General features: G+C 39.1%; 17 protein-coding genes and 2 other annotated features. Of the genes, 6 read left to right on the top strand and 11 right to left on the bottom strand.

Translation table 11 applies throughout. From position 1 onward, the window contains the following. Window positions 1-201: 201 nt before the first annotated feature. Window positions 202-744 carry a helix-turn-helix domain-containing protein gene (locus tag MHB53_RS18205; protein WP_340921032.1) on the bottom strand — a complete coding sequence of 181 codons (543 nt, stop codon included), beginning with the start codon at window positions 742-744 and terminating at the stop codon, window positions 202-204. Between the two features lie 829 nt (window positions 745-1,573). After that, the gene (locus MHB53_RS18200) at window positions 1,574-2,464 is read right to left on the bottom strand and encodes a LysR family transcriptional regulator (RefSeq protein ID WP_340921030.1); all 891 of its coding nucleotides are present in this window, start codon (window positions 2,462-2,464) and stop codon (window positions 1,574-1,576) included. Between the two features lie 113 nt (window positions 2,465-2,577). On the opposite strand from MHB53_RS18200, the gene MHB53_RS18195 reads away from it, so the two are divergent. Next, window positions 2,578-3,615 carry a YeiH family protein gene (locus MHB53_RS18195; RefSeq protein WP_340921028.1) on the top strand — a complete coding sequence of 346 codons (1,038 nt, stop codon included), beginning with the start codon at window positions 2,578-2,580 and terminating at the stop codon, window positions 3,613-3,615. Between the two features lie 112 nt (window positions 3,616-3,727). Here the strand turns inward: MHB53_RS18195 and sspO are convergent, their stop codons facing one another. From sspO to MHB53_RS18160, 7 genes are all read right to left on the bottom strand, one after another. Then, window positions 3,728-3,868: a small acid-soluble spore protein O gene (gene sspO, locus MHB53_RS18190; RefSeq protein ID WP_445661452.1), complete on the bottom strand. Its 141-nt coding sequence runs from the start codon at window positions 3,866-3,868 to the stop codon at window positions 3,728-3,730. A 471-nt stretch (window positions 3,869-4,339) separates the two neighbouring features. Next, window positions 4,340-6,352, bottom strand: coding sequence for an ABC transporter ATP-binding protein (locus MHB53_RS18185; protein WP_340921026.1), 2,013 nt, complete (start codon window positions 6,350-6,352; stop codon window positions 4,340-4,342). Next, complete coding sequence (locus MHB53_RS18180) at window positions 6,352-8,109, bottom strand: ABC transporter ATP-binding protein (RefSeq protein WP_340921024.1); 1,758 nt, start codon at window positions 8,107-8,109, stop codon at window positions 6,352-6,354. The genes MHB53_RS18185 and MHB53_RS18180 overlap by 1 nt, the downstream gene beginning before the upstream one ends. Window positions 8,110-8,609: 500 nt before the next feature. Further along, complete coding sequence (gene trpE, locus MHB53_RS18175) at window positions 8,610-10,007, bottom strand: anthranilate synthase component I (protein ID WP_445661450.1); 1,398 nt, start codon at window positions 10,005-10,007, stop codon at window positions 8,610-8,612. A gap of 59 nt (window positions 10,008-10,066) precedes the next feature. Beyond that, window positions 10,067-10,293: a binding site (T-box leader), on the bottom strand. Between the two features lie 188 nt (window positions 10,294-10,481). Beyond that, window positions 10,482-10,730 (bottom strand) — a binding site (T-box leader). A gap of 51 nt (window positions 10,731-10,781) precedes the next feature. Next, window positions 10,782-11,372 carry an ABC transporter permease gene (locus MHB53_RS18170; RefSeq protein ID WP_340921020.1) on the bottom strand — a complete coding sequence of 197 codons (591 nt, stop codon included), beginning with the start codon at window positions 11,370-11,372 and terminating at the stop codon, window positions 10,782-10,784. After that, window positions 11,311-11,871, bottom strand: a complete 561-nt coding sequence (locus tag MHB53_RS18165; RefSeq protein WP_340921018.1) for an ABC transporter permease — start codon at window positions 11,869-11,871, stop codon at window positions 11,311-11,313. Before MHB53_RS18165 ends, MHB53_RS18170 begins: the two co-directional genes overlap by 62 nt. A gap of 53 nt (window positions 11,872-11,924) precedes the next feature. Further along, the gene (locus MHB53_RS18160; RefSeq protein WP_340921016.1) at window positions 11,925-12,671 is read right to left on the bottom strand and encodes an ATP-binding cassette domain-containing protein; all 747 of its coding nucleotides are present in this window, start codon (window positions 12,669-12,671) and stop codon (window positions 11,925-11,927) included. Between the two features lie 176 nt (window positions 12,672-12,847). Between MHB53_RS18160 and MHB53_RS18155 the strand changes: the two genes are divergently transcribed. Genes MHB53_RS18155 through MHB53_RS18140 form a run of 4 tightly spaced genes read left to right on the top strand, consistent with a single transcriptional unit; the run spans window position 12,848 to window position 15,726 of the window. Beyond that, a complete protein-coding gene (locus MHB53_RS18155; RefSeq protein WP_340921014.1) occupies window positions 12,848-13,546 on the top strand; it encodes a LytR/AlgR family response regulator transcription factor in 699 nt (232 codons plus the stop codon). Window positions 13,547-13,555: 9 nt separating this feature from the next. Next, window positions 13,556-14,473: a sensor histidine kinase gene (locus MHB53_RS18150; RefSeq protein WP_340921012.1), complete on the top strand. Its 918-nt coding sequence runs from the start codon at window positions 13,556-13,558 to the stop codon at window positions 14,471-14,473. A gap of 18 nt (window positions 14,474-14,491) precedes the next feature. After that, on the top strand, window positions 14,492-15,253 hold the full coding sequence (locus MHB53_RS18145; RefSeq protein WP_340921009.1) for a threonine/serine exporter family protein: 762 nt from the start codon (window positions 14,492-14,494) through the stop codon (window positions 15,251-15,253). Window positions 15,254-15,267: 14 nt separating this feature from the next. Beyond that, window positions 15,268-15,726: a threonine/serine exporter family protein gene (locus tag MHB53_RS18140; RefSeq protein WP_445661449.1), complete on the top strand. Its 459-nt coding sequence runs from the start codon at window positions 15,268-15,270 to the stop codon at window positions 15,724-15,726. A 32-nt stretch (window positions 15,727-15,758) separates the two neighbouring features. Here the strand turns inward: MHB53_RS18140 and MHB53_RS18135 are convergent, their stop codons facing one another. Further along, the gene (locus MHB53_RS18135; RefSeq protein ID WP_340921004.1) at window positions 15,759-15,947 is read right to left on the bottom strand and encodes a hypothetical protein; all 189 of its coding nucleotides are present in this window, start codon (window positions 15,945-15,947) and stop codon (window positions 15,759-15,761) included. A 336-nt stretch (window positions 15,948-16,283) separates the two neighbouring features. On the opposite strand from MHB53_RS18135, the gene MHB53_RS18130 reads away from it, so the two are divergent. Next, a complete protein-coding gene (locus MHB53_RS18130; protein ID WP_340921002.1) occupies window positions 16,284-18,302 on the top strand; it encodes a penicillin-binding transpeptidase domain-containing protein in 2,019 nt (672 codons plus the stop codon). Between the two features lie 124 nt (window positions 18,303-18,426). Here the strand turns inward: MHB53_RS18130 and MHB53_RS18125 are convergent, their stop codons facing one another. Next, a complete protein-coding gene (locus tag MHB53_RS18125) occupies window positions 18,427-19,155 on the bottom strand; it encodes a DsbA family oxidoreductase (RefSeq protein ID WP_340921001.1) in 729 nt (242 codons plus the stop codon). Between the last annotated feature and the right edge of the window lie 22 nt (window positions 19,156-19,177).

Here is a 19,177-nt window from a genome sequence, read left to right as displayed (position 1 = left end):
TCAAAAAGGTGACAAATTAGAAACAAGAAGTTCGAGGCGGCGTAGAATTGAGGAACGGACTTGCACAGGATGTGCTGACTTCTGTGTTGCTCATAGGACGTGAGCGATCTTAACAGAGGTTCCTTTTCCTTAGTAGAAGTACGTACCTATGCCAACGAAGAAATTCTCCATTTATCATTTGGTGACTTTTTGAACATCCTCTTATAGATAAGATTCTGTTGCAACGAGAATGAGTTCTGATTTACCATTATTGGCATTACTAATTTGATGTTCATTTGCCGCATGAAAATATAAAGATTCTCCTGCCACAGCATAATAAACACGTTTACCAAGAGTAATCTTGACCCTTCCCTTAAGAACATAGGCAAAGGTTTCAGACAGCGAAGGTTCAAATGGTTTAAATTCGCCATTTTCTTGCAGCGTTAACCTAATTGGTTCCATATCCTTTTCGTTAGATTCCGGCACGAGCCATTGCATATCATAGCCTCGTTCCTCATCCATATAATCGGTTTGATCTTCTTCTCCATAGACAACTTTTTGTTCGCGTTCTTCTTCATCGAAAAATTGTTTAGGCGTACAACCTAAAACCTCTAATATATTAAAAAAGGTATCTATTGCTGGAGAACTTAATTCGCGTTCTAGCTGGGAAATATATCCTTTACTTAAATCTGTGCGCTCCCCGAGTTCCTCTTGTGTAAGTCCCTTTTTCAGTCGCAAATTTTTAATTTTATTCCCAATTTTCATGAATCTTTCCCTCTTGTCTGTTTATTATAAGTAAACATGCAGTAAACTAAGTTTACTTATAGTAAACTTATTGTTTACCTTAAACCCTAGTATATTATACATAATGTAGAAAATTGCGCAATACATTTCTGTTAAAAATTTAGTGCTAAAATTTGTTAATCAAACGTTTGATTAACTAGTAAAATACTTATTGAAAGAAAAAAGGACAAGCTGTAGGCTTATTTCTACAGCTTGTCCTTTTCGGGAAAATATGGGGGGCGCTATGGTTTAGCTATGTTTTATGATATATATTTCTATCAAAACATCATATGCTGCAGTAAATTCATGTGAACATACAAATATATGAAAAAAATTACGTCTATCTAGTATGTTTACATTACTATCGTACGGATATACAACTTTTATGGTACAGTCACATCAATTTACTGACCACTAGGGAATTTTATAAGCCACTCGCGCTCTTTTATTGGCAACTCAGGAATTTTATAAGCCGCTCGCTCTTTTTTATTGGCCACTCAGGGATTTTATTAGCCACTCGCGTTCTTTTACTGGCCGCTCAGGAATTTTATTAGCCACTCGCGTTCTTTTACTGGCCGCTCAGGGATTTTATTAGCCGCTCGCATCGAATTACTGGCCACTCAGGAATTTTATTAGCCGCTCGCATCGAATTACTGGCCACTCAAGGATTTATAAGCCACTCGCTCCGATTTACGGGCCACTCAAAGATATTATAAGCCACTCGCGGGATTTACTGGCGGCTCAGAACTTTTTTAAACCGCACGCGTGAATTACTGGCCACTCGGCGGGCTCATGAGGACATACTATCTATTCATGTCGTACGCTCACTATTGACACGGACCAAGTCTAAAAAGGTATCTATTGCTTTTGTTTTATACGGTGACAGTGTAACGATGGAAAACATTCTTGAAAAAGGAACCCCTTGTACATCCATAATTTGCAATGTCCCCATGGACAGCTCTTTCTGAATTGCCCATTTTGAGAGTAAACTGATGCCAAGCCCTGCCTCGACTGATTCTTTTATCAATTGGGTACTACCGAATTCCATTTTCTTACTTGGTACAATGCCCAACTGTCGGAATAATTGTTCGGTTGCTTCCCGTGTTCCAGACCCCTTCTCTCGGACGATCCAACTTACTTTTTCCAACTCTTCTATTCCTATCTCTCTTTGTTGGTTCGCCAATGGATGACCTGTAGCTAAAATGATATACATTTTGTCTTCATCAAAAGCCTCGATATTCAAATTTTCATTTTTATAGTCACCTTCAACAATTCCGACATCTATTTGGTGACCTAGTACAAGTTCTGCAACTTCTTTAGAATTCCCTATCGCAACAGAAGGTATAATCAATGGATATTGATCAAGCATTTTTGCCATAATATGAGGTAATACATATTCACCAAACGTGTAACTAGCTCCAATTGATATAGGGCCGCTCATTTTATTTGTGATGTCATCGACATAGCGCTGCATTTTTGTATACAATCCCAATATTTCTTTTGCATGATGATACACAATTTCTCCTGCTTTATTCAACCTTACATACTTGTTGCTTCGCTCTAAAAGCCTTGTACCAATCTCCCGTTCGAATCCTTGGATATATTGGCTCACTGCTGGTTGCGTCATATGCAATTCTTCTGCTGCACGGGAAAAATTTTGTTTTTCTACTACTGTTATAAACACTAATAATTGCTGATCCACCTTTTCACCGCCATTATAAGTAATACTTATTGTAACTATTATAATGATTTATTTTCCTTATATCAAAAAATATCTTATGCTGTAGAAAGCACTTACTTTTCGGGGGTTTTTATATGAGCGAGCCACAGAAGCAACAAAAGCAAAATAACAAATCTATCCCACAATCCATTAATCTTCATTGGTTTGGTGGGATTGCTTTCACCTTTTTCATCGCTTTCCTTGGATTTATCCTTGTAAAGCTTCCTGGTTTCAGCATGGTTGGGCAATTGGCTTCAGCTATCGTCATTGCAATTATTTATAGGCAATTTTTCGGTTATCCAGAATCACTACGTTCCGGGATCATGTTTTCTTCTAAAAACTTACTAAGATTTGCTATTATTTTATACGGATTGAAGTTGAACATTGGCGCTGTTTTAACTGATGGTCTGGGCTTGTTAATTCGAGATGCAGGCGTGATTATCTTCGCGATCTTGGCGACTATCTGGTTAGCCAAAAAAATAAAAGCAAATCCGACCATTTCTTTGCTGCTTGGTGTTGGTACCGGGGTTTGCGGAGCTGCTGCCATTGCAGCTATTGCACCAATTATTAAATCGAAGGATGAAGATACCGCAATCAGCGTTGGTATCATCGCATTAGTCGGAACGGTTTTTGCAATTGCTTACACGATATTGCGCCCGATTTTACCTTTGACAGATATTCAATATGGGATGTGGGCTGGAGTCAGTCTACATGAAGTAGCGCAAGTTGTGCTTGCTGCAGCTTCTGGTGGAGACGAGGCGCTCGCTTTTGCTCTGCTCGCAAAACTTGGACGTGTATTTTTACTTATTCCGCTTTGCTTCATTTTTATGTACTGGATTAAGCGTAAATCAACCAGAGAAAGCGGGAACGCTAAAATTGAGTTTCCTTGGTTTCTTGTTGGCTTTATCATCATGAGTATTATCGGTAGCTTTGTACTTGGACATTCCGTGCCGATTTCTGAAGGGGCATTGGATGTGGTCTCGAACATTACAACATGGGTACTTACTGCAGCAATGGTCGGACTCGGCTTAAATGTTAGCCTAGGCGATTTACGAAAAAGAGCCCTAAAGCCTCTCATCGCCATGGTAACTGTTTCGATAGTACTTTCAGTTTTGACTTTCTTTATCATATAAAAGTGTTTGGGCAATTATGAAAGCATCAAAGAGGGGAAATTATATACCTATAAATGAACTGTTTGGGTTAAAAAAATCGGAAGCGAAGGTTTTACGCTCGCTCCCGATTTTTTTATTGATTTTTCTTTCGCTTTTTATTGTTTAGTTTTTGATTCACTGTTAACGGTTCTTTTGAAAATTCTTCGTTAAAATCCTTCATGCCATGATCAGGAGTTTTGGCTGCATTCATACCTTGGAGACTCCTCTTGTCCATCAAAATCACCTCCATATTCTATTCTTTCTTCTATCCTAAGCAAATATGTATGTATTAATGATCAGAAAAGGGATCTGCCCCTCAGCATTAAAATGCGCTGGGGAACAGAACCCTTTTCTTTCGCTCTCTAGTTGTTAAGTCTCAGCAAATATATCACTAAACATTTCGTTGTCTAGCTACAGCGCGCAGTGACTAGCAAACTTCAGGATGCTTCCTACGATAAGTTACATCGGTTCGCCTTGCAGGTGTGAGCCAGGGGTTCGAGTTCATAAGTCAATTCGTCAAGAATGCAAAGACCAACCTTCCCGCCACCTTGCCTTATGCTTGTCGCCCCTGGACGAGCGCCTTTCCTTTTCACAGCTTACCGTGTTTCCTTTATATGGCTTCTCGACTACCCTGTGGCAACGTCCACGCACCCACATCTGTGGGCGCAGTTTATACATCACTACACGGGAGATTTCGCTTTTTTTGTTACATTGCCTCTTGGCCGATTTGTAGTTGGTACATTTGATAGTACTTTCCTTTTTGCTCCATTAGTTCTTGATGATTTCCGCGCTCTACGATTGTTCCGCGGTCGAGCACGAGAATTTGGTCTGCGTTTTTAATCGTTGAAAGACGATGGGCAATGATAAATGTTGTTCTTCCTTTTTTTAACACATCCATTGCTTCTTGAATAATCGTTTCTGTCTCAGTATCAATGCTTGATGTCGCTTCATCTAAGATCAGAATAGCTGGGTCGAATGCAAGTGCACGCGCGAATGAAACGAGCTGCCGCTGACCGGATGATAATGTACTACCTTTTTCGATGACGCGTTCATCAAAGCCATCTTCTAAGTTTTTCAGCACGCCTTCCGCACCAACTGCTTTTAATGCCGCATCTACCTTATCCCTTGTAATCCGCGGATCATTTAAACTAACATTCGTCGCAATCGTTCCAGTAAATAAATAAGGATCCTGTAGCACTATCCCCATATGATCGCGGAGTGTTTGCTTCGGAATGTCTTTAATATTTTTACCGTCAATCCGGATCTCTCCTTCATTACAATCATAGAACCGAAACAGCACATTCATAATCGAGCTTTTCCCTGAACCAGTATGACCAACAAGCGCAACTGTATCGCCTTGTTTTGCTTCAAAGTGAATGTCTCTTAGTACGTATTCATTTTCTTTATAGCCAAAATGAACATGATCAAAGGTAACATTCCCTTTATAGCGCCCCATTTTTTCAGTGCTAACATCCTCACCTGCCTCATCAAGAAGACGGAAAACACGTTCTCCAGCCACTAGCGCCTGCTCTAAATTGGCGAACTGGTTGACAATATTACCAACAGGGTTAAATAAACGATTAATATAATCAACATAGGCATACAAAACACCGATTGTTACCACGGACTGAACACCAATCGCTTCACTTCCGAAATACCAAATGAAGCCGACAAATACGAGATTTCGCAAGATCCCCACGAAGTTATGTGAAGACAAGGAATTTAATATGAGCATCTTATTTTGATATTGAAAATGTGTTTCATTCAACTCTTCGAATTCCTTGCTCATCTGCTTTTCCCGACGAAAAGCTTGGATGATCGTCATTCCTTGAATCGATTCATTGATCATTGCATTCAATTCACTTACTTTAGAACGAATGACATGATTATACTTTGACGCATATTTCCGATAAAAAATCATCCATCCGTACATAATTGGCATAAGGGCTAAACAGAAAAGAGCCAATTTCACGTCGAGAAAAAACATGGCAATATATATGCCAATAATATAAATCAGACCGGAGAAAAATGTAGATAATACCGCTACATATAATTCTCTAATCGCTTCAGTGTCATTTGTAATTCGCGCTACTACTTTTCCGGCAGGCAAATCATCGAAATAACGAATTGGCAGTCTTTGTACATGTGCAAAGATATCTGTGCGCATTTTTTGAATAATCCTATTTGCCGCTTTTTGCAAATAAAAATATTGTCCATATTGAAATAGGGCCGATATGATGAACAAGCCTGCATAAATAATAAGTAGCTTGATCATTGCAGGAAGCTCTGGCTGATAGAAACTCAACACTTCATTTGCCGATAATTTATTAGCATCGACCGTAGTAGATGTGTCTTCATCTAAAATCATGAGCTTTCCATCTTTCACTTCACGTTTACCTTCAAGCGGCACCTTCGAATCAATAAAATAAAAATTTCTTCCTACTTGTAAAATCGTCGCTAAACTTGCTGTGTCATTCGCTTTCCCCTCATCTAAATAACGTTCGCGTACATATAATTCCCCATTATATTTAACGGATGATTCACTTTGATCCGTTTGTAACCAATGATCTTCTATTCCTAAAATATGTTCATCAATTAAAGTTTTCGCTATAATCGGTTCAAGCACGTCAGCACAAACCGATACCGTCAGCATTGCAAGTGCAGCAATAATGAGTCCTTTGAAATATAGTGCATATCGAAATAATCGTTTACCGACCATTATGCTTGCACCTCCTCTTCGAGCAAGCTCTCTACCTGTTGTCTATCATATTGTTCTTTATACCAACCTTGAGATTCAAGCAATTGTTCATGTGTTCCTTCTTCGATTACTTTTCCATCATCAAAAACAATGATCCAATCAGCATGTTCTATCGCAGATAATCGATGCGTTGTAATAATCGTTGTTTTTTCCTGTCTTTCTTTCCGAATATTTCTGATGATACGTGCCTCCGTTTTAGCATCCACAGCAGACAATGAATCATCTAATATGAGTAAATCCGGATTTTTTATCAGTGCCCGGGCAATCGATATCCGCTGCTTTTGCCCACCAGAAAGTGCCACTCCTTTTTCACCGACAAGTGTATCCAACCCTTCTGGCAACATGGCTAAATCCTTTTCAAAATAAGCGAGATGAATCGCCTTCTTTAAATCAGATTCGGTAGCCTTTTCGTCTCCGAACAATATATTTTCCCGTACACTTCTAGAGAACAGCACATGGTCTTGTGGTACATAACCGATCCAGCTTCGCAATTGATCTTTTGACTGTTCAGCAATACTTATATCTGAAATCGTAATATCACCATGACCCAACGGATATTCCCGTAAAAACTGTTTAATAAAAGTTGTCTTTCCACTCCCAGTTTTACCAACAACACCTATCGTTGATCCACGTTCGATCTCCAATGAAAGATCTGCTAAATTATCTGTATGTGAAGATGGATAACGGAATACCGTTTGTGAAAATGCAATCTTTTCTGGTTGTTCAATTGTTTTTGGAACTTCTGGATCTTTTACATCTTCCTCGTGATTTAATATTTCCTGCACTCGGTCAAGTGAAGCATTACCGCGCTGCATCACATTGATTAATTCTCCAATCGCAAACATTGGCCATATAAGCATTCCTAGGTAAACGTTGAAAGAAACGAGATGCCCTAGTGATATTTCTTGATGAAAGACAAGATAAGTCCCATAAGACAATCCGATTATATAACTAATACCTGTTATCACTTTAGTCACAGGACCAAAAAAGGCATCAATTTGGACTACATTAATATTTTTTTGATATACATCCTCAGTCATTTTTTGAAAATCAACTTCACTTTCTTTTTCCTGTACATACGCTCTTATTACGCGCACACCTGCAACTGCTTCAAGGACACTGTCGTTCATATCTCCAAAAGCATCCTGCGCTGTCATAAAGCGGGTATGAATTTTCGCCCCTAGAATCTTAATAATCAAGGCCAAAATTGGCAATGGTAATATGGCTGCAAGCGTTAATTTCCACGAAACAAGAAACCCCATCGTCAATAGAATCGTAATCATATACATCGTCGAATCAAATAGTGTTAAAATTCCAAACCCCGCAGTTGTGGAGATCGCTCTTAAATCATTTGTCCCCCTCGCCATCAAGTCACCTGTACGGTTTTTCTCAAAAAAGGTTGGCGTCATTTTTAACAAATGGTTCATTAACCTTGACCGAATCAGCTTTTCTACGATGAACGCTCCACCGAAAAGCTGATACTGCCATACATAAGTTACCACATAATTAAAAACGGAGATTCCGACTAATATTCCAATATATAGGAATAATGTATCTTTTGTCATCGTACCGAGATGAATATGATCTATCCCTGCACCAAGAAGAAACGGTGGAATGACTTCAAATATATTCGCAAATCCAAGTAACACTAAAGCAATTGCATACCTCTTCCAATGCATTTTAAAAAACCAGCCTAATTTCGCTAATACACTAAACATATATTATCCTCCCTCTACCTAGCTACCCATTCTCTAGCTCCACTGCAATCATTAGTTGAATGTTCTTTCTCGTCATTTCATTTCCCTCCTCATTTATAAAAGACATGCATAAAGCACGCTTATTGTTTCCACTCCCTTTTTCCATTTTCATATATTAAGAAACAGCAATTTTTATGCTGAAATCTTCAAAATAACAACCCTTTCTCTGTTAAAAATAAAAAAGCATAGTTGCGCCCAAGAAATGCGCGCAACTATGCTTCACATAAAAAAGACATGGACCTTAAACAGCCCATGTCTTTATCGTTAAATTATGATAAAAACTAATTTACGAACGACAGGCTGATCCTTTATTCAATTGATGATGAGTAAAGACAATTAACTTTTTCATGTTATTCAGCCTCCCTTTCTGTAAAATTTTAATTATTTGAATGTTCATATCTTAGCACCATGAATTTCCAATGTCAACGCTTTTACGGATAATATTATTGGTCTACATTTTTCTACTTTATTCCCGGGCTGAGTAGTGCTCTCGCCTTATTTACTGTTTCCATATATTCACGCTCCGGTACTGAGTCAATAACAATTCCAGCACCTGCCTGTAAATATGCCTGTTGCTCTTTGATAACGAGTGAGCGAATCGCGAGGGCGAAGTCGATGTCCCCATTCGCGTTAACATAGCCAATTGCACCGCCATATACACCACGCTTCACATCTTCCAGCTCATTGATAATTTGCATTGCTCGCGTTTTTGGTGCCCCTGATACCGTCCCAGCCGGAAGGCATGCGATGAGTGCATCGATACCCATTTGCCCTTCAGCAAGCTCCCCTTCCACTTCCGAGACGATATGCATCACATGGCGATATTGTTCTATTTTCATATACCTTTTTACATCTATACTATCCGGCATACAAACCTCTGACATTTCTTCACGACTTAAATCAACGAGCATCCGGTGCTCGGATAACTCTTTTTCATCTGATAAAAGTTCCGTAGCTAGTTTTTCGTCTTCCTCGACTGTCTCTCCCCGCGGTCTCGTCCCTGCAATTGGGTTTGTTGAGGCGTGGCGCCCATTCGTTTTAATAAAGCTTTCTGGTGAAGCTCCTAAAACAACGTGCTCACCAAAATCTAAGAAAAACATATATGGCGACGGATTAGAGTTACGTAACACACGATAAAAGTGGAACGGATCTGCATCTACATGACCGATCATTCTTTGTGACAGCACCACTTGCAGAAGTTCACCACTCTTCACATATTCCTGAGCCTTTGCAATTCTACGAACAAACTCTTCTTTTTCCATCTCAGGACGAAATTCAATATTACAATCAAAAAGAGATTCATCTGTTTCTTTACGGGAAATTTGCATTTCCAATTCTTCAAGTCTCTTTTCTAGCTCCGCTTCCGATCGCTTTCCATCTAAATCAATCGCTAGCAAATAAATGGTTTGTGCTAAATGATCAAATACAACAACGTCTTCATAGATCATGAAATGAATATCAGGCATATCGATTTGATCCGAAAGATCGACTCCAATCTCTCGATATTGCCTTATTGCATCGTAACCTACATAGCCAACTGCTCCACCATAAAAAGGGAATGGAAGATCTAATGTCAATTCAGGTAGATTCGTCCGCAAAATATTAAGTGGCAGTCCTTTCTCCTCTTTTATCACTACCCCATCTGAAGAAATAACTTTTGTCTGGTCGCCAGCCCCAATGATTTCCATCAATGGATTTACTCCGATAAACGAATAACGTCCTTGTTCATTATGTTTCAATGAACTTTCCAACAAAAATTTCTTTACACCTTCCAATCGTAAAAATACATTAATCGGAGTCAACACATCACCATTCAACTTTTTCATTTTAAAACTCGCATTTTTTGTTTGCATTTTCATTCCCCTCTCTTTTTTTAAACAAAAAAAGCCCTCAGACAAACACATGAAAACTGTGTTTATCTGAGGGCGATCATAACCGCGGTGCCACCTCATATTGGGCTCTTTCAGGCACGGGAATAACTCCGATGCCCTATCCATGTAACGGCGGAAAACCGTGTTCCCCTACTAACAATTCAAGGAACCACTCGCAAGTCCATTCTGCCCAAGCTTTCGTACCGGATTCACACCATCACCGGTTCTCTGAAACGAAATCATTGCACATACTCCTCTTGCTCAACGTTTTAATTATTAGGCCTACATGACGTACTGTTTTGCCACACGACCTGGCGAACTAAGGCCCACATGACGTGGGTCACAACGGCGTTGCCACACGACGTTGCGCGCCTAGCCGTTGTTCCTTATGTCTAGCTACAACGTACTAATCCCATTACTAAACGAGCGCCTTCTACTTTTCTACGTAAAAAGGCCCCTCATCCAAAGGACGAGGGACCGTGGTGCCACCTTTTTTTCAGCTGTAAAACAGCTCTCATTAAGTATACATGCAAATGCATGATACGTACTCCCTTGTAACGACGGGATTTTCGCCAAAGCCTACACCTCATATAATCAAGGTTCGGTTTAGAAGCTCAGAAGTCCATTCATCTGTATGATCACACCGGTTTGCACCAACCACCGGCTCTCTTCAGTGCCACACAGGCTACTACTCTTCATCATTGCATAAGTTTTGAATTGGTTGATAATGATAATATTAGAAATCTTCCGTAATGTCAACTATTATTTTCCGAGCATTAATCGGTGGTTGCCAAAAAGTTTTATCGCTACCGGAAATAATATACCGATTAACAATACATAGCTTCCAGCTGCAACCCAAAATGCACCTGCTGTTAATTGTCCTCCGAACGCATCACGAACGAATAAAAATAAATTCATAATCGGAATGGCATACAGTGACATATTTAGGGTTTCACTCGCAAAAAACATGAACATCATTGGAAGTACAATAATACTGAAGACTGGTGTGATATAATAACCAGCTTCTTTCACAGAATTCGCTAACATACTGAGGATCATTTCCACTTCCGCGATAAAAACCGCAAATAGTACAATTAACACAATACTCATTGCTATAAATGTCGCGGGATTCGGAATCACCGCAAACCCTTTCTTCAATTCGGTTGTAAAGTTCATGAGTAGGCTAAGCACACCGCCACAAAGTACTCCTGTAAAGATACCTAGTAATGAAATGGTTAGCCATTTCGCCAACAGGATTTTTATTGGTTTCACAGGTGTGATTAGCAATGCTTCAATTGTTTTCTTTTCCTTTTCTCCCGCAAACAACTCTGATGCTGATGGGTATGACCGCAATTGGAATCAACATTGGGAGCAGTAGGGCGAGCATAAATGATGCAATGGCATTGTCTTCATCCTTTGTCGTTTTTGTTTCCATTTGGAAAACTTCCACGATATTGCTGTCAATATTATGACCAGCTAGTCTGAGTTGGACCATTTCCTGTTGCCACTGTGTAAAAGCACCCATCACAAGCGTTGAAGCATTAGAGGATTCTTGGCTGCTCGGATCATATAGAATCTGAACAGGTACTGTTTCCTGTGATTCAAGTTTACTTTCCCATTCTGAGTCAAGAACCAATCCAATCTGGACTTCCTTTTCTTCTACCGCCTTCTGAACATCAGACATTGTTTCAATACTCATTGTTGGCATATAATTGCCAAGTTGCTCAAGCAACTCTGTATCCGTTCCTTCTTCAACAGCGATCGTAAACTCATCTTCATGGCTAGTTGTAAGGATTTTATCATAAAATAAAGTAAGACCTGCCATCATTAAAACTGGAAAAAGAACAAGCAAAGTAATACTCCGTTTATCTCGAAGAACATCTTATTTCTTTTAGAAAAATTGTTTTAAACATATAAATCCCCCCTGACAACATTAGATGTGAATAAATAGTTGAGATCGCGGCTATTTTCCTGCTCATAAAGTTCTTCAAGAGCGCCTTCATAAACTATTTGCCCCTTGTGCATCATAATGACATCTTCACAAAGCTGGGCGATTTCATCCATAATATGTGTGGAAAAGACAATCGTTTTACCTTCACTTTTATATTGATAAATAAATTCCCGGAAAATATTCGATGAAGTGATATCAAGACCTGTTGTTGGCTCATCAAATAAAACGATATCCGGGTCATGAATGAGTGTGCGTGCAATTGCAACTTTCTGCTTCATACCTTTGGAAAATCCCTCTACTTTTCTATCAAGATATTTGCGCATGCCGAACCGCTTCGCAAGCATGTCGATCTGATTTTTAATATCATGTGCTGACATACCGTAAAGACTTCCAAAGTATTCTAGGTTCTCTCGTGCAGTCAATCTATTATAAAGTCCCGTTTCCGATCCAAATAGGACACCTAACCGAGACCGCACTTGAACTTTATTTTCAAAAATATTACGGCCATCAAGCGTTATCGTTCCTTCATCTGGCTCTATTAATGTGCAGAGCATACGAAGCAATGTCGTTTTACCAGCCCCATTTTCCCCAATTAATCCGACAACATGCCCTTTAGGGATATTTAATGATATAAAATCAACCGCTTTTACATATTGTTTTTTATCCTTAAATTGTTTAGACACTTGATTAACCACAATCATGCCGTTCATCTCCCTCTCGGTAATATATAACTGTATTGTACGATCAATTCTCCTCCCCGTCTGCCATCTCGTCGCGAAAGGGACCTTTCATGTCGTGAATGGGTGAAAACTTCTTTAACTATGTATCTGGAAAATACTCTATAATAATGTATAGTATTTCCAAAGGAGTTTTCAGCATGAAAGTGGGAATTGTCGACGATAGAATCATAGATCTTGATAAGCTAAAGTATATTTTAGAAGGGGAAGAAGATGTGGAGCTTATTTTTTCCACAACCAATCCTAAAGAGGCCTATCAAGAAATTCAAAAAAGCAACATTGATTTATTAATAGCTGATATCGAAATGCCTGGTATTTCCGGATATGAACTTGCAGATTTCATTCAAACACACGGACTTCTAATTACAGTAATTTTCGTAACAGCGAAAAGCGGATATGCGGTCAATGCCTTTGAACTAAATGTGCATGATTATATTTTAAAACCTTATAAGAAAGAACGATTGCTCCAGGCGCTCTCAAAATACCGAGAAAAACAACATGCAGGCGATTTAACAGGAAGGCTCATCCTTAGGCAAAAAGGGCATATCGAAATGATTCCGAAGAAAGATATTATTTTTGCAGAACGGACGGGGCGCTCTACAACTATTTATACCGCAAATGATACATTTGAAGCTTATTTGACGATGAATGAGCTTGAAGGAACTTTGCGTGAAAGTAATTTTATCCGTTCACATCGCTCATTTATTATTAATCTCCATTATGTAAAAAGCTTTTCAATTTATACGAAAAAATCATATAGTGTTTTATTCGAAGGAACGAAAAGAAATGCTATGTTAACAAAAGAAAAAATGGACTATTTACAAAAATATTATTTTTGAGGTGAAAGAATGCAGCTCGTTCCGTGGATTTTAGCCATTCTGTGGACAATATGGACAAAGGACTTTCTCGTATCTGGTCTGCTCTTATTGGGGGCATTATGGCAGTTAAGAGAATACTATTCATTACGCTTGCCCTTTCAAAGTGACTGCATTATTGCCATACTATTGCTAAGCTGGCTATGTACCGCTTATTATACTGCCTCACCTATTGTTACCTTAGGAATGTTGCTTCAGCTTGGGGTATTTACGTATTTCAGTAGTGCTCACCAAACAGAAAAGCGAAAACATCTTGCAGTACTTGCCAATTTTAATCAACAAACTGCTTTACTATTCGAACTTAGAAAACAGCGCCACGACTTGCAGAAACATACTACGGCATTGCAACATGCTGATTTATTTACCGATGAAATAAAAGCGTACCGGTCTCAATTATTTGGTCAATACACAGAAATGGATGAGCTTTTGCGTAGAGAATCAAACATCACTGCTGGCGCTCTCTTTGCATATTATCGACAAGCTAAGGAAAAAGGCATCGTTCTTGAATATCATATTCAGCACGCGATCTCAGGACTACCTTTAGCAGAACATGAGCGTATCTCTTTCATTAGCAACATATTAGAGAACGCGATAGAGGCAGCATCTGAATACAAAGAGAAAAATGGCAACGGCGGTTACGTTATCCTTACATGCAGAAAACACAGCGGTATATGGATCATTATTTGCCAAAATAGTACAATCCTACTCGACCATTATACGACTTCACGAATGTATACAAGTAAAGCAATAACGACCAAAGGCGGTAATCACGAAGGATTTGGTACAAAGCAAATAGCGCGGATCGTAAAGAACCATCGAGGTGTCCTCGACTTTTCAGCCATGCAAAATAAGTTTATTTTAAAAATAAAAATTCCCGATGTCAAAACTTGATGTGGAGGTCGAATTGTATTGCAAGAAGATATTACGGGTAATGACCAGACTATAGTAGAAGCTTGTCTACTTGCTGGTCGAATTCTGATGCAATGCGGGGCAGAAACTTATCGCGTTGAAGATACGATGAGAAGAATAGCGGATGCTAATGGTATTTCCGATAGCCAAAGCTTTGTAACTCCAACAGGAATCATTTTTTCCTTAGATGGATTAAGTCCCACCCATCTCGTTCGGATTAATGAGCGTGGAACCGATTTAGAGAAAATAGCTAAGGTGAACGATATCTCTCGGATGATATCTAACAAACAGTTAAACGCGCGAGAAGCTTTGCTCAAATTCCAAGAATTAGACAAAGCCCGTTTCTCCTTTCCTATCTGGATGCAAATTGCGGCGGCAGCTTTAGCAAGCGCAAGTTTTTTAATTATGTTTAATGGAAATTGGTCAGATTTTCTGCCCGCCTTTATCGTTGGAGGCATAGGTTTTTTTATTTTAGTACTGATTCAGCGTATTACGAAAGTAAAATTTTTCGCTGAGTTTTCAGCTGCTTTTGCGATTGGGGTTGCCGCAATGCTTGCAGTAAAAAATGGTTGGGGATGGGATCTCGATTTGATTATTATCGCTTCCGTCATGCCGCTAGTCCCCGGGCTATTAATTACCAATGCCATTCGTGATCTTATGGCGGGTCATTTTGTTTCAGGACTATCGAAAGGTGCCGAAGCATTTTTAACAGCCTTTGCGATCGGAGCAGGAGTTGCCGTTGTGTTTTCATTATGGATGTAGAAAAGGAGAATAATATGCCGAGTTTACTTGTCCACGCACTGTTAAGTTTTATTGCGGCAGCTGGATTTGGAGTTATTTTTAACGCACCAAAAAAGTCATTAATTCAATGTGGTTTAGTCGGTATGATTGGATGGCTTGTGTACTGGTTAATGTCGAATGCACGTTATGACGTTTCCGTTGCTGCCTTCTCAGGTGCTTTCGCTGTAGCCTTAATTGGTCATATCATGGCTAAATATTATAAAACACCAATTATTATTTTCATTGTCGCCGGGATTATCCCACTAGTTCCAGGCGGATCTGCTTACGATGCGATGCGTCATGTTGTGAGCAATGATTATACTGGTTCCATCCCACTTGCAGCAAAAGCATTTATTATCTCAGGTGCTATTGCAATGGGACTCGTATTTGCGGAAGTATTGGTTCAAATTACAATGACATGTATCCGTAAACTAAAACAACTCCAAGCCTCATAATCCCGCTTGGAGTTGTTTTAATATCGAATCGATTATTTTTGCGGTTGATCGAATTTCCCTTTGAAATTCACACGATAGTTTATATAGTTAAGGACAAGACCTAGGACGACTCCTCCTCCGGCCAAAATATATCCCGCATCACTTCGCATTTTCAATCCGTACCATAAGCAGGCAACATAAAATAATAAAATAAGGATACGGATGATAAAATATTTCTTCACGATAAACACATCCTTTCAAAATTAAGTTTTATAAAATAATTTATATTAGTCTTCCCGCCCTTTAACCTTATCGTTTCAGCATTTTCAATGTTGATAAAAAGACAAATATCCTCTATATAATTTAGGATAGATATTCACTGCTTTTCCTTATGTATGTGGGCTTTGTACTTTCCTCATAGCAACAGCCTCTCTATCTTCATACAACTAGCTATAATGAAAGTCCGAACAGTTATCATTTTATCATATCAACAAAAAATGAGTGAATATCTCTCGTTTAATATGTTATTCATTATCTCAAAATGTTACAATTATTGTCATAGGTTGGAGGGATACATATTGAAAAAGTATATGATGATTTTATTTCTTTTCATGTTTGTGTTTGTTGTTGCCGGATGTAATAAAGTAGAAGATCCAAAACCGGAAGATCGATTTGCGGACTATGTAAAGCTTTGGAACGATCAAAAGTTTGATAAGATGTATGATTATTTGTCAACAGATGCGAAAGAATCTATTTCTAAAGAGGATTTCACGAATCGTTACAAAAAAATATATGAAGATTTAGAGATTCATAATTTATCAGTACTTTTTAAGAAGCCTAAAGAAGATGAAGAGACAAAGGAAGAACTAGAGGAAGTTCCATTTTCTTTTTCAACTAAAATGGAAAGTATCGCTGGAGAAATCGAATTTGACCATAAAGCGATCATCGTAAAAGAAGAACGCGATGAGGCAAAAAATTGGTATGTTAATTGGGATACATCTTTTATTTTCCCAGATCTTGAAGATGGGGATAAAATCTCCCTTCCTACTACCCCCGCCAAGCGTGGAGATATTATCGATAAGAATGGTATCGAACTCGCTGAAACGGGACAAGCCAGGCAAATTGGCATCGTTCCTCAAGATATGACTGGTAATGAAGAAGAGATTAAACAAAAAGTTTCCGATCTTTTGGGAGTAAGTCCAGAACAAATTGAAAAGGCATTAAGTGCCTCTTGGGTAAAACCCGAGCACTTCGTCCCGATTCATACAATCGCAAGTGACGAAACGGAGCTTTTGGATAAACTATCTGAAGTTCCGTCTGTTCACAGTATGGGGGTCGAGGCAAGGGTCTATCCATTGGGTGAGGCTGCAGCCCATTTGACAGGTAATATTGGCCCTATTACAGCTGACGAAATAGAGAAAAATAAAGGAAAAGGCTATAGCAACACAGATAGTATTGGTAAAAGAGGTCTGGAAAAGGTACTTGAAGATCGATTAAAAGGCGAAAACGGTGTACAAATCGTTATCAACAAAGAAGATGGATCAGAAATTTTCCTTGCTGAGAAACCTGTAAAGGATGGCGAAAACGTTAAATTGACAATCGATAGCACCCTGCAGAGAACAATATTTGAAGAACTGGCGGGCAAACCCGGAACAGCGGTAGCTATGGATCCAATTACGGGAGAAACACTTGCCTTAGTTAGTAGTCCAAGCTTTAACCCTAATACACTTTCTTTAGGGGCAACGAATGAACAATGGGCAGCTCTACAAGACGATCCAAATAAACCTTTAACCATTCGTTTTAATAAGAGCACTGCCCCAGGTTCAGTAATCAAACCAATCACAGCAGCGATAGAATTGAACGAAGGTATAATCGATTGGAAAAAAGCAATTGAAATCAAAGATCTAACATGGCAAAAAGATGCATCTTGGGGTGGCTATAAGGTAAAAAGAGTCTCAGACCCTGGGACGCCAATTGATCTTGAAAAAGCATTAATATACTCTGATAATATTTACTTTGCGCAAACAACACTTGAGCTTGGTAAGGATAAATTTATTTCCGGATTAAAAAAATTCGGCTTTGAAGAGAAGCTACCTTTTCTCTATCCAATGGAAGATTCAAAAATCGGAACGATTGACTCCGACATTGCTCTAGCTGATTCAGGCTATGGTCAAGGACAAGTAGAAATGAGTGTACTACATTTAGCCAGTGCATTTACACCATTTGTCAATAAAGGAAATATGATCAAACCAATTTTGCAAATGGATGATCAGCCCGGACAAATTTGGAAAAAAGACGTGGTTAGCGCGGAGCAAGCGGAGAATATTCACCAAGCACTAGTCAAAGTGGTGGAGGATCCAAAAGGGACAGCCCGTGGCGCAAGAATACAGGATTATCCACTAGCTGGAAAAACTGGAACAGCGGAATTTAAGGAAAAACAAAATGAAAAAGGTAAAGAGAATGGCTGGTTCGTAGCTTATAAGAAAGAAAATCCAGATCTATTAATTGCTTTAATGGTTGAAGGTGTTGAAGAAGGTGGTGGATCAGGGATAGCGGTGAATATGGTGAAAGATATATTTACCAAGTTTAAACCGTGATGTCCAATAAAGTATATCCCGAATGATTTAACCAAAAATGAAGCGAGACCCTAACAAGAGCCGTGATTTCATAGTGAGTTGAAAAAACAGACGATCAGTTATTATGATCGTCTGTTTTTTAAACTTATTTATTGTCCGGAACCGCACAACCATCATCCGTACAGCTTGTACCCTCAGCATTATTTCCGGATACATCCTCAAGCACTGGCGTAGCATTCGCTTCTTCCCATGCTTTTTGTAGCGCGCCGAGGAATGTTTCTGGAGCTTGGGCACCTGATATCGCATATTTATCGTTAATGACGAAAAATGGTACACCACGCACACCAATTTGCTGAGCCGTTTTTTGATCATTGCGAACGTCATCGGCATAAGCTTGTTCATCATTTAAAACAGTTAAAGCATCTTCATGTGCAATCCCTACTGTTTCCGCAATATTTGCTAAAGTAATTTGATCGCCGACATTTTTCGAATCTGTAAAATACGCATATAGTAGCTTTTCCGTCAATTGCGCATCTTTCCCTTGCTTCTTCGCAAAATGGGCAAGTCGATGTGCGTCAAATGTATTTGTAGGCTTCATATTTTCAAAATTGAACGTCAACCCTACACTCGCTGCCTGCTCGCCAATGCTAGCATTCATCTCTTTCGCTTTTTCAAGCGACATGCCATATTTAGTTGCGAGGACTTCTTGCATACTTTGCTTGCTATCTTTCGGAGCGTTCGGATCTAACTCAAAGCTTTTAAACTCAATTTCGATTTGATCACGATGATCAAACTGCTTAAGTGCTTCTTCTAAACGACGTTTACCAATATAGCAAAACGGGCAAACAAAATCAGACCACACTGCAATTTTCATTTTTACACCTCATTAATTATTA

The sequence above is a fragment of the Bacillus sp. FSL K6-3431 genome (assembly GCF_038002605.1).
Lineage (GTDB): Bacteria > Bacillota > Bacilli > Bacillales > Bacillaceae_C > Lederbergia.
This window is presented reverse-complemented; position numbering and strand designations above follow the sequence as displayed.

Excerpts from the sequence above, each read along its gene's own strand:
- sspO (WP_445661452.1), bottom strand. The coding sequence starts at position 3,868 with ATGGACAAGAGGAGTCTCCAAGGTATGAATGCAGCCAAAACTCCTGAT.
- MHB53_RS18140 (WP_445661449.1), top strand. The coding sequence starts at position 15,268 with ATGCCGAGTTTACTTGTCCACGCACTGTTAAGTTTTATTGCGGCAGCT.
- MHB53_RS18195 (WP_340921028.1), top strand. The coding sequence starts at position 2,578 with ATGAGCGAGCCACAGAAGCAACAAAAGCAAAATAACAAATCTATCCCA.
- MHB53_RS18155 (WP_340921014.1), top strand. The coding sequence starts at position 12,848 with ATGAAAGTGGGAATTGTCGACGATAGAATCATAGATCTTGATAAGCTA.
- MHB53_RS18180 (WP_340921024.1), bottom strand. The coding sequence starts at position 8,109 with ATGTTTAGTGTATTAGCGAAATTAGGCTGGTTTTTTAAAATGCATTGG.
- MHB53_RS18125 (WP_340921001.1), bottom strand. The coding sequence starts at position 19,155 with ATGAAAATTGCAGTGTGGTCTGATTTTGTTTGCCCGTTTTGCTATATT.
- MHB53_RS18185 (WP_340921026.1), bottom strand. The coding sequence starts at position 6,352 with ATGGTCGGTAAACGATTATTTCGATATGCACTATATTTCAAAGGACTC.
- trpE (WP_445661450.1), bottom strand. The coding sequence starts at position 10,007 with ATGAAAATGCAAACAAAAAATGCGAGTTTTAAAATGAAAAAGTTGAAT.
- MHB53_RS18160 (WP_340921016.1), bottom strand. The coding sequence starts at position 12,671 with ATGATTGTGGTTAATCAAGTGTCTAAACAATTTAAGGATAAAAAACAA.
- MHB53_RS18150 (WP_340921012.1), top strand. The coding sequence starts at position 13,556 with ATGCAGCTCGTTCCGTGGATTTTAGCCATTCTGTGGACAATATGGACA.
- MHB53_RS18205 (WP_340921032.1), bottom strand. The coding sequence starts at position 744 with ATGAAAATTGGGAATAAAATTAAAAATTTGCGACTGAAAAAGGGACTT.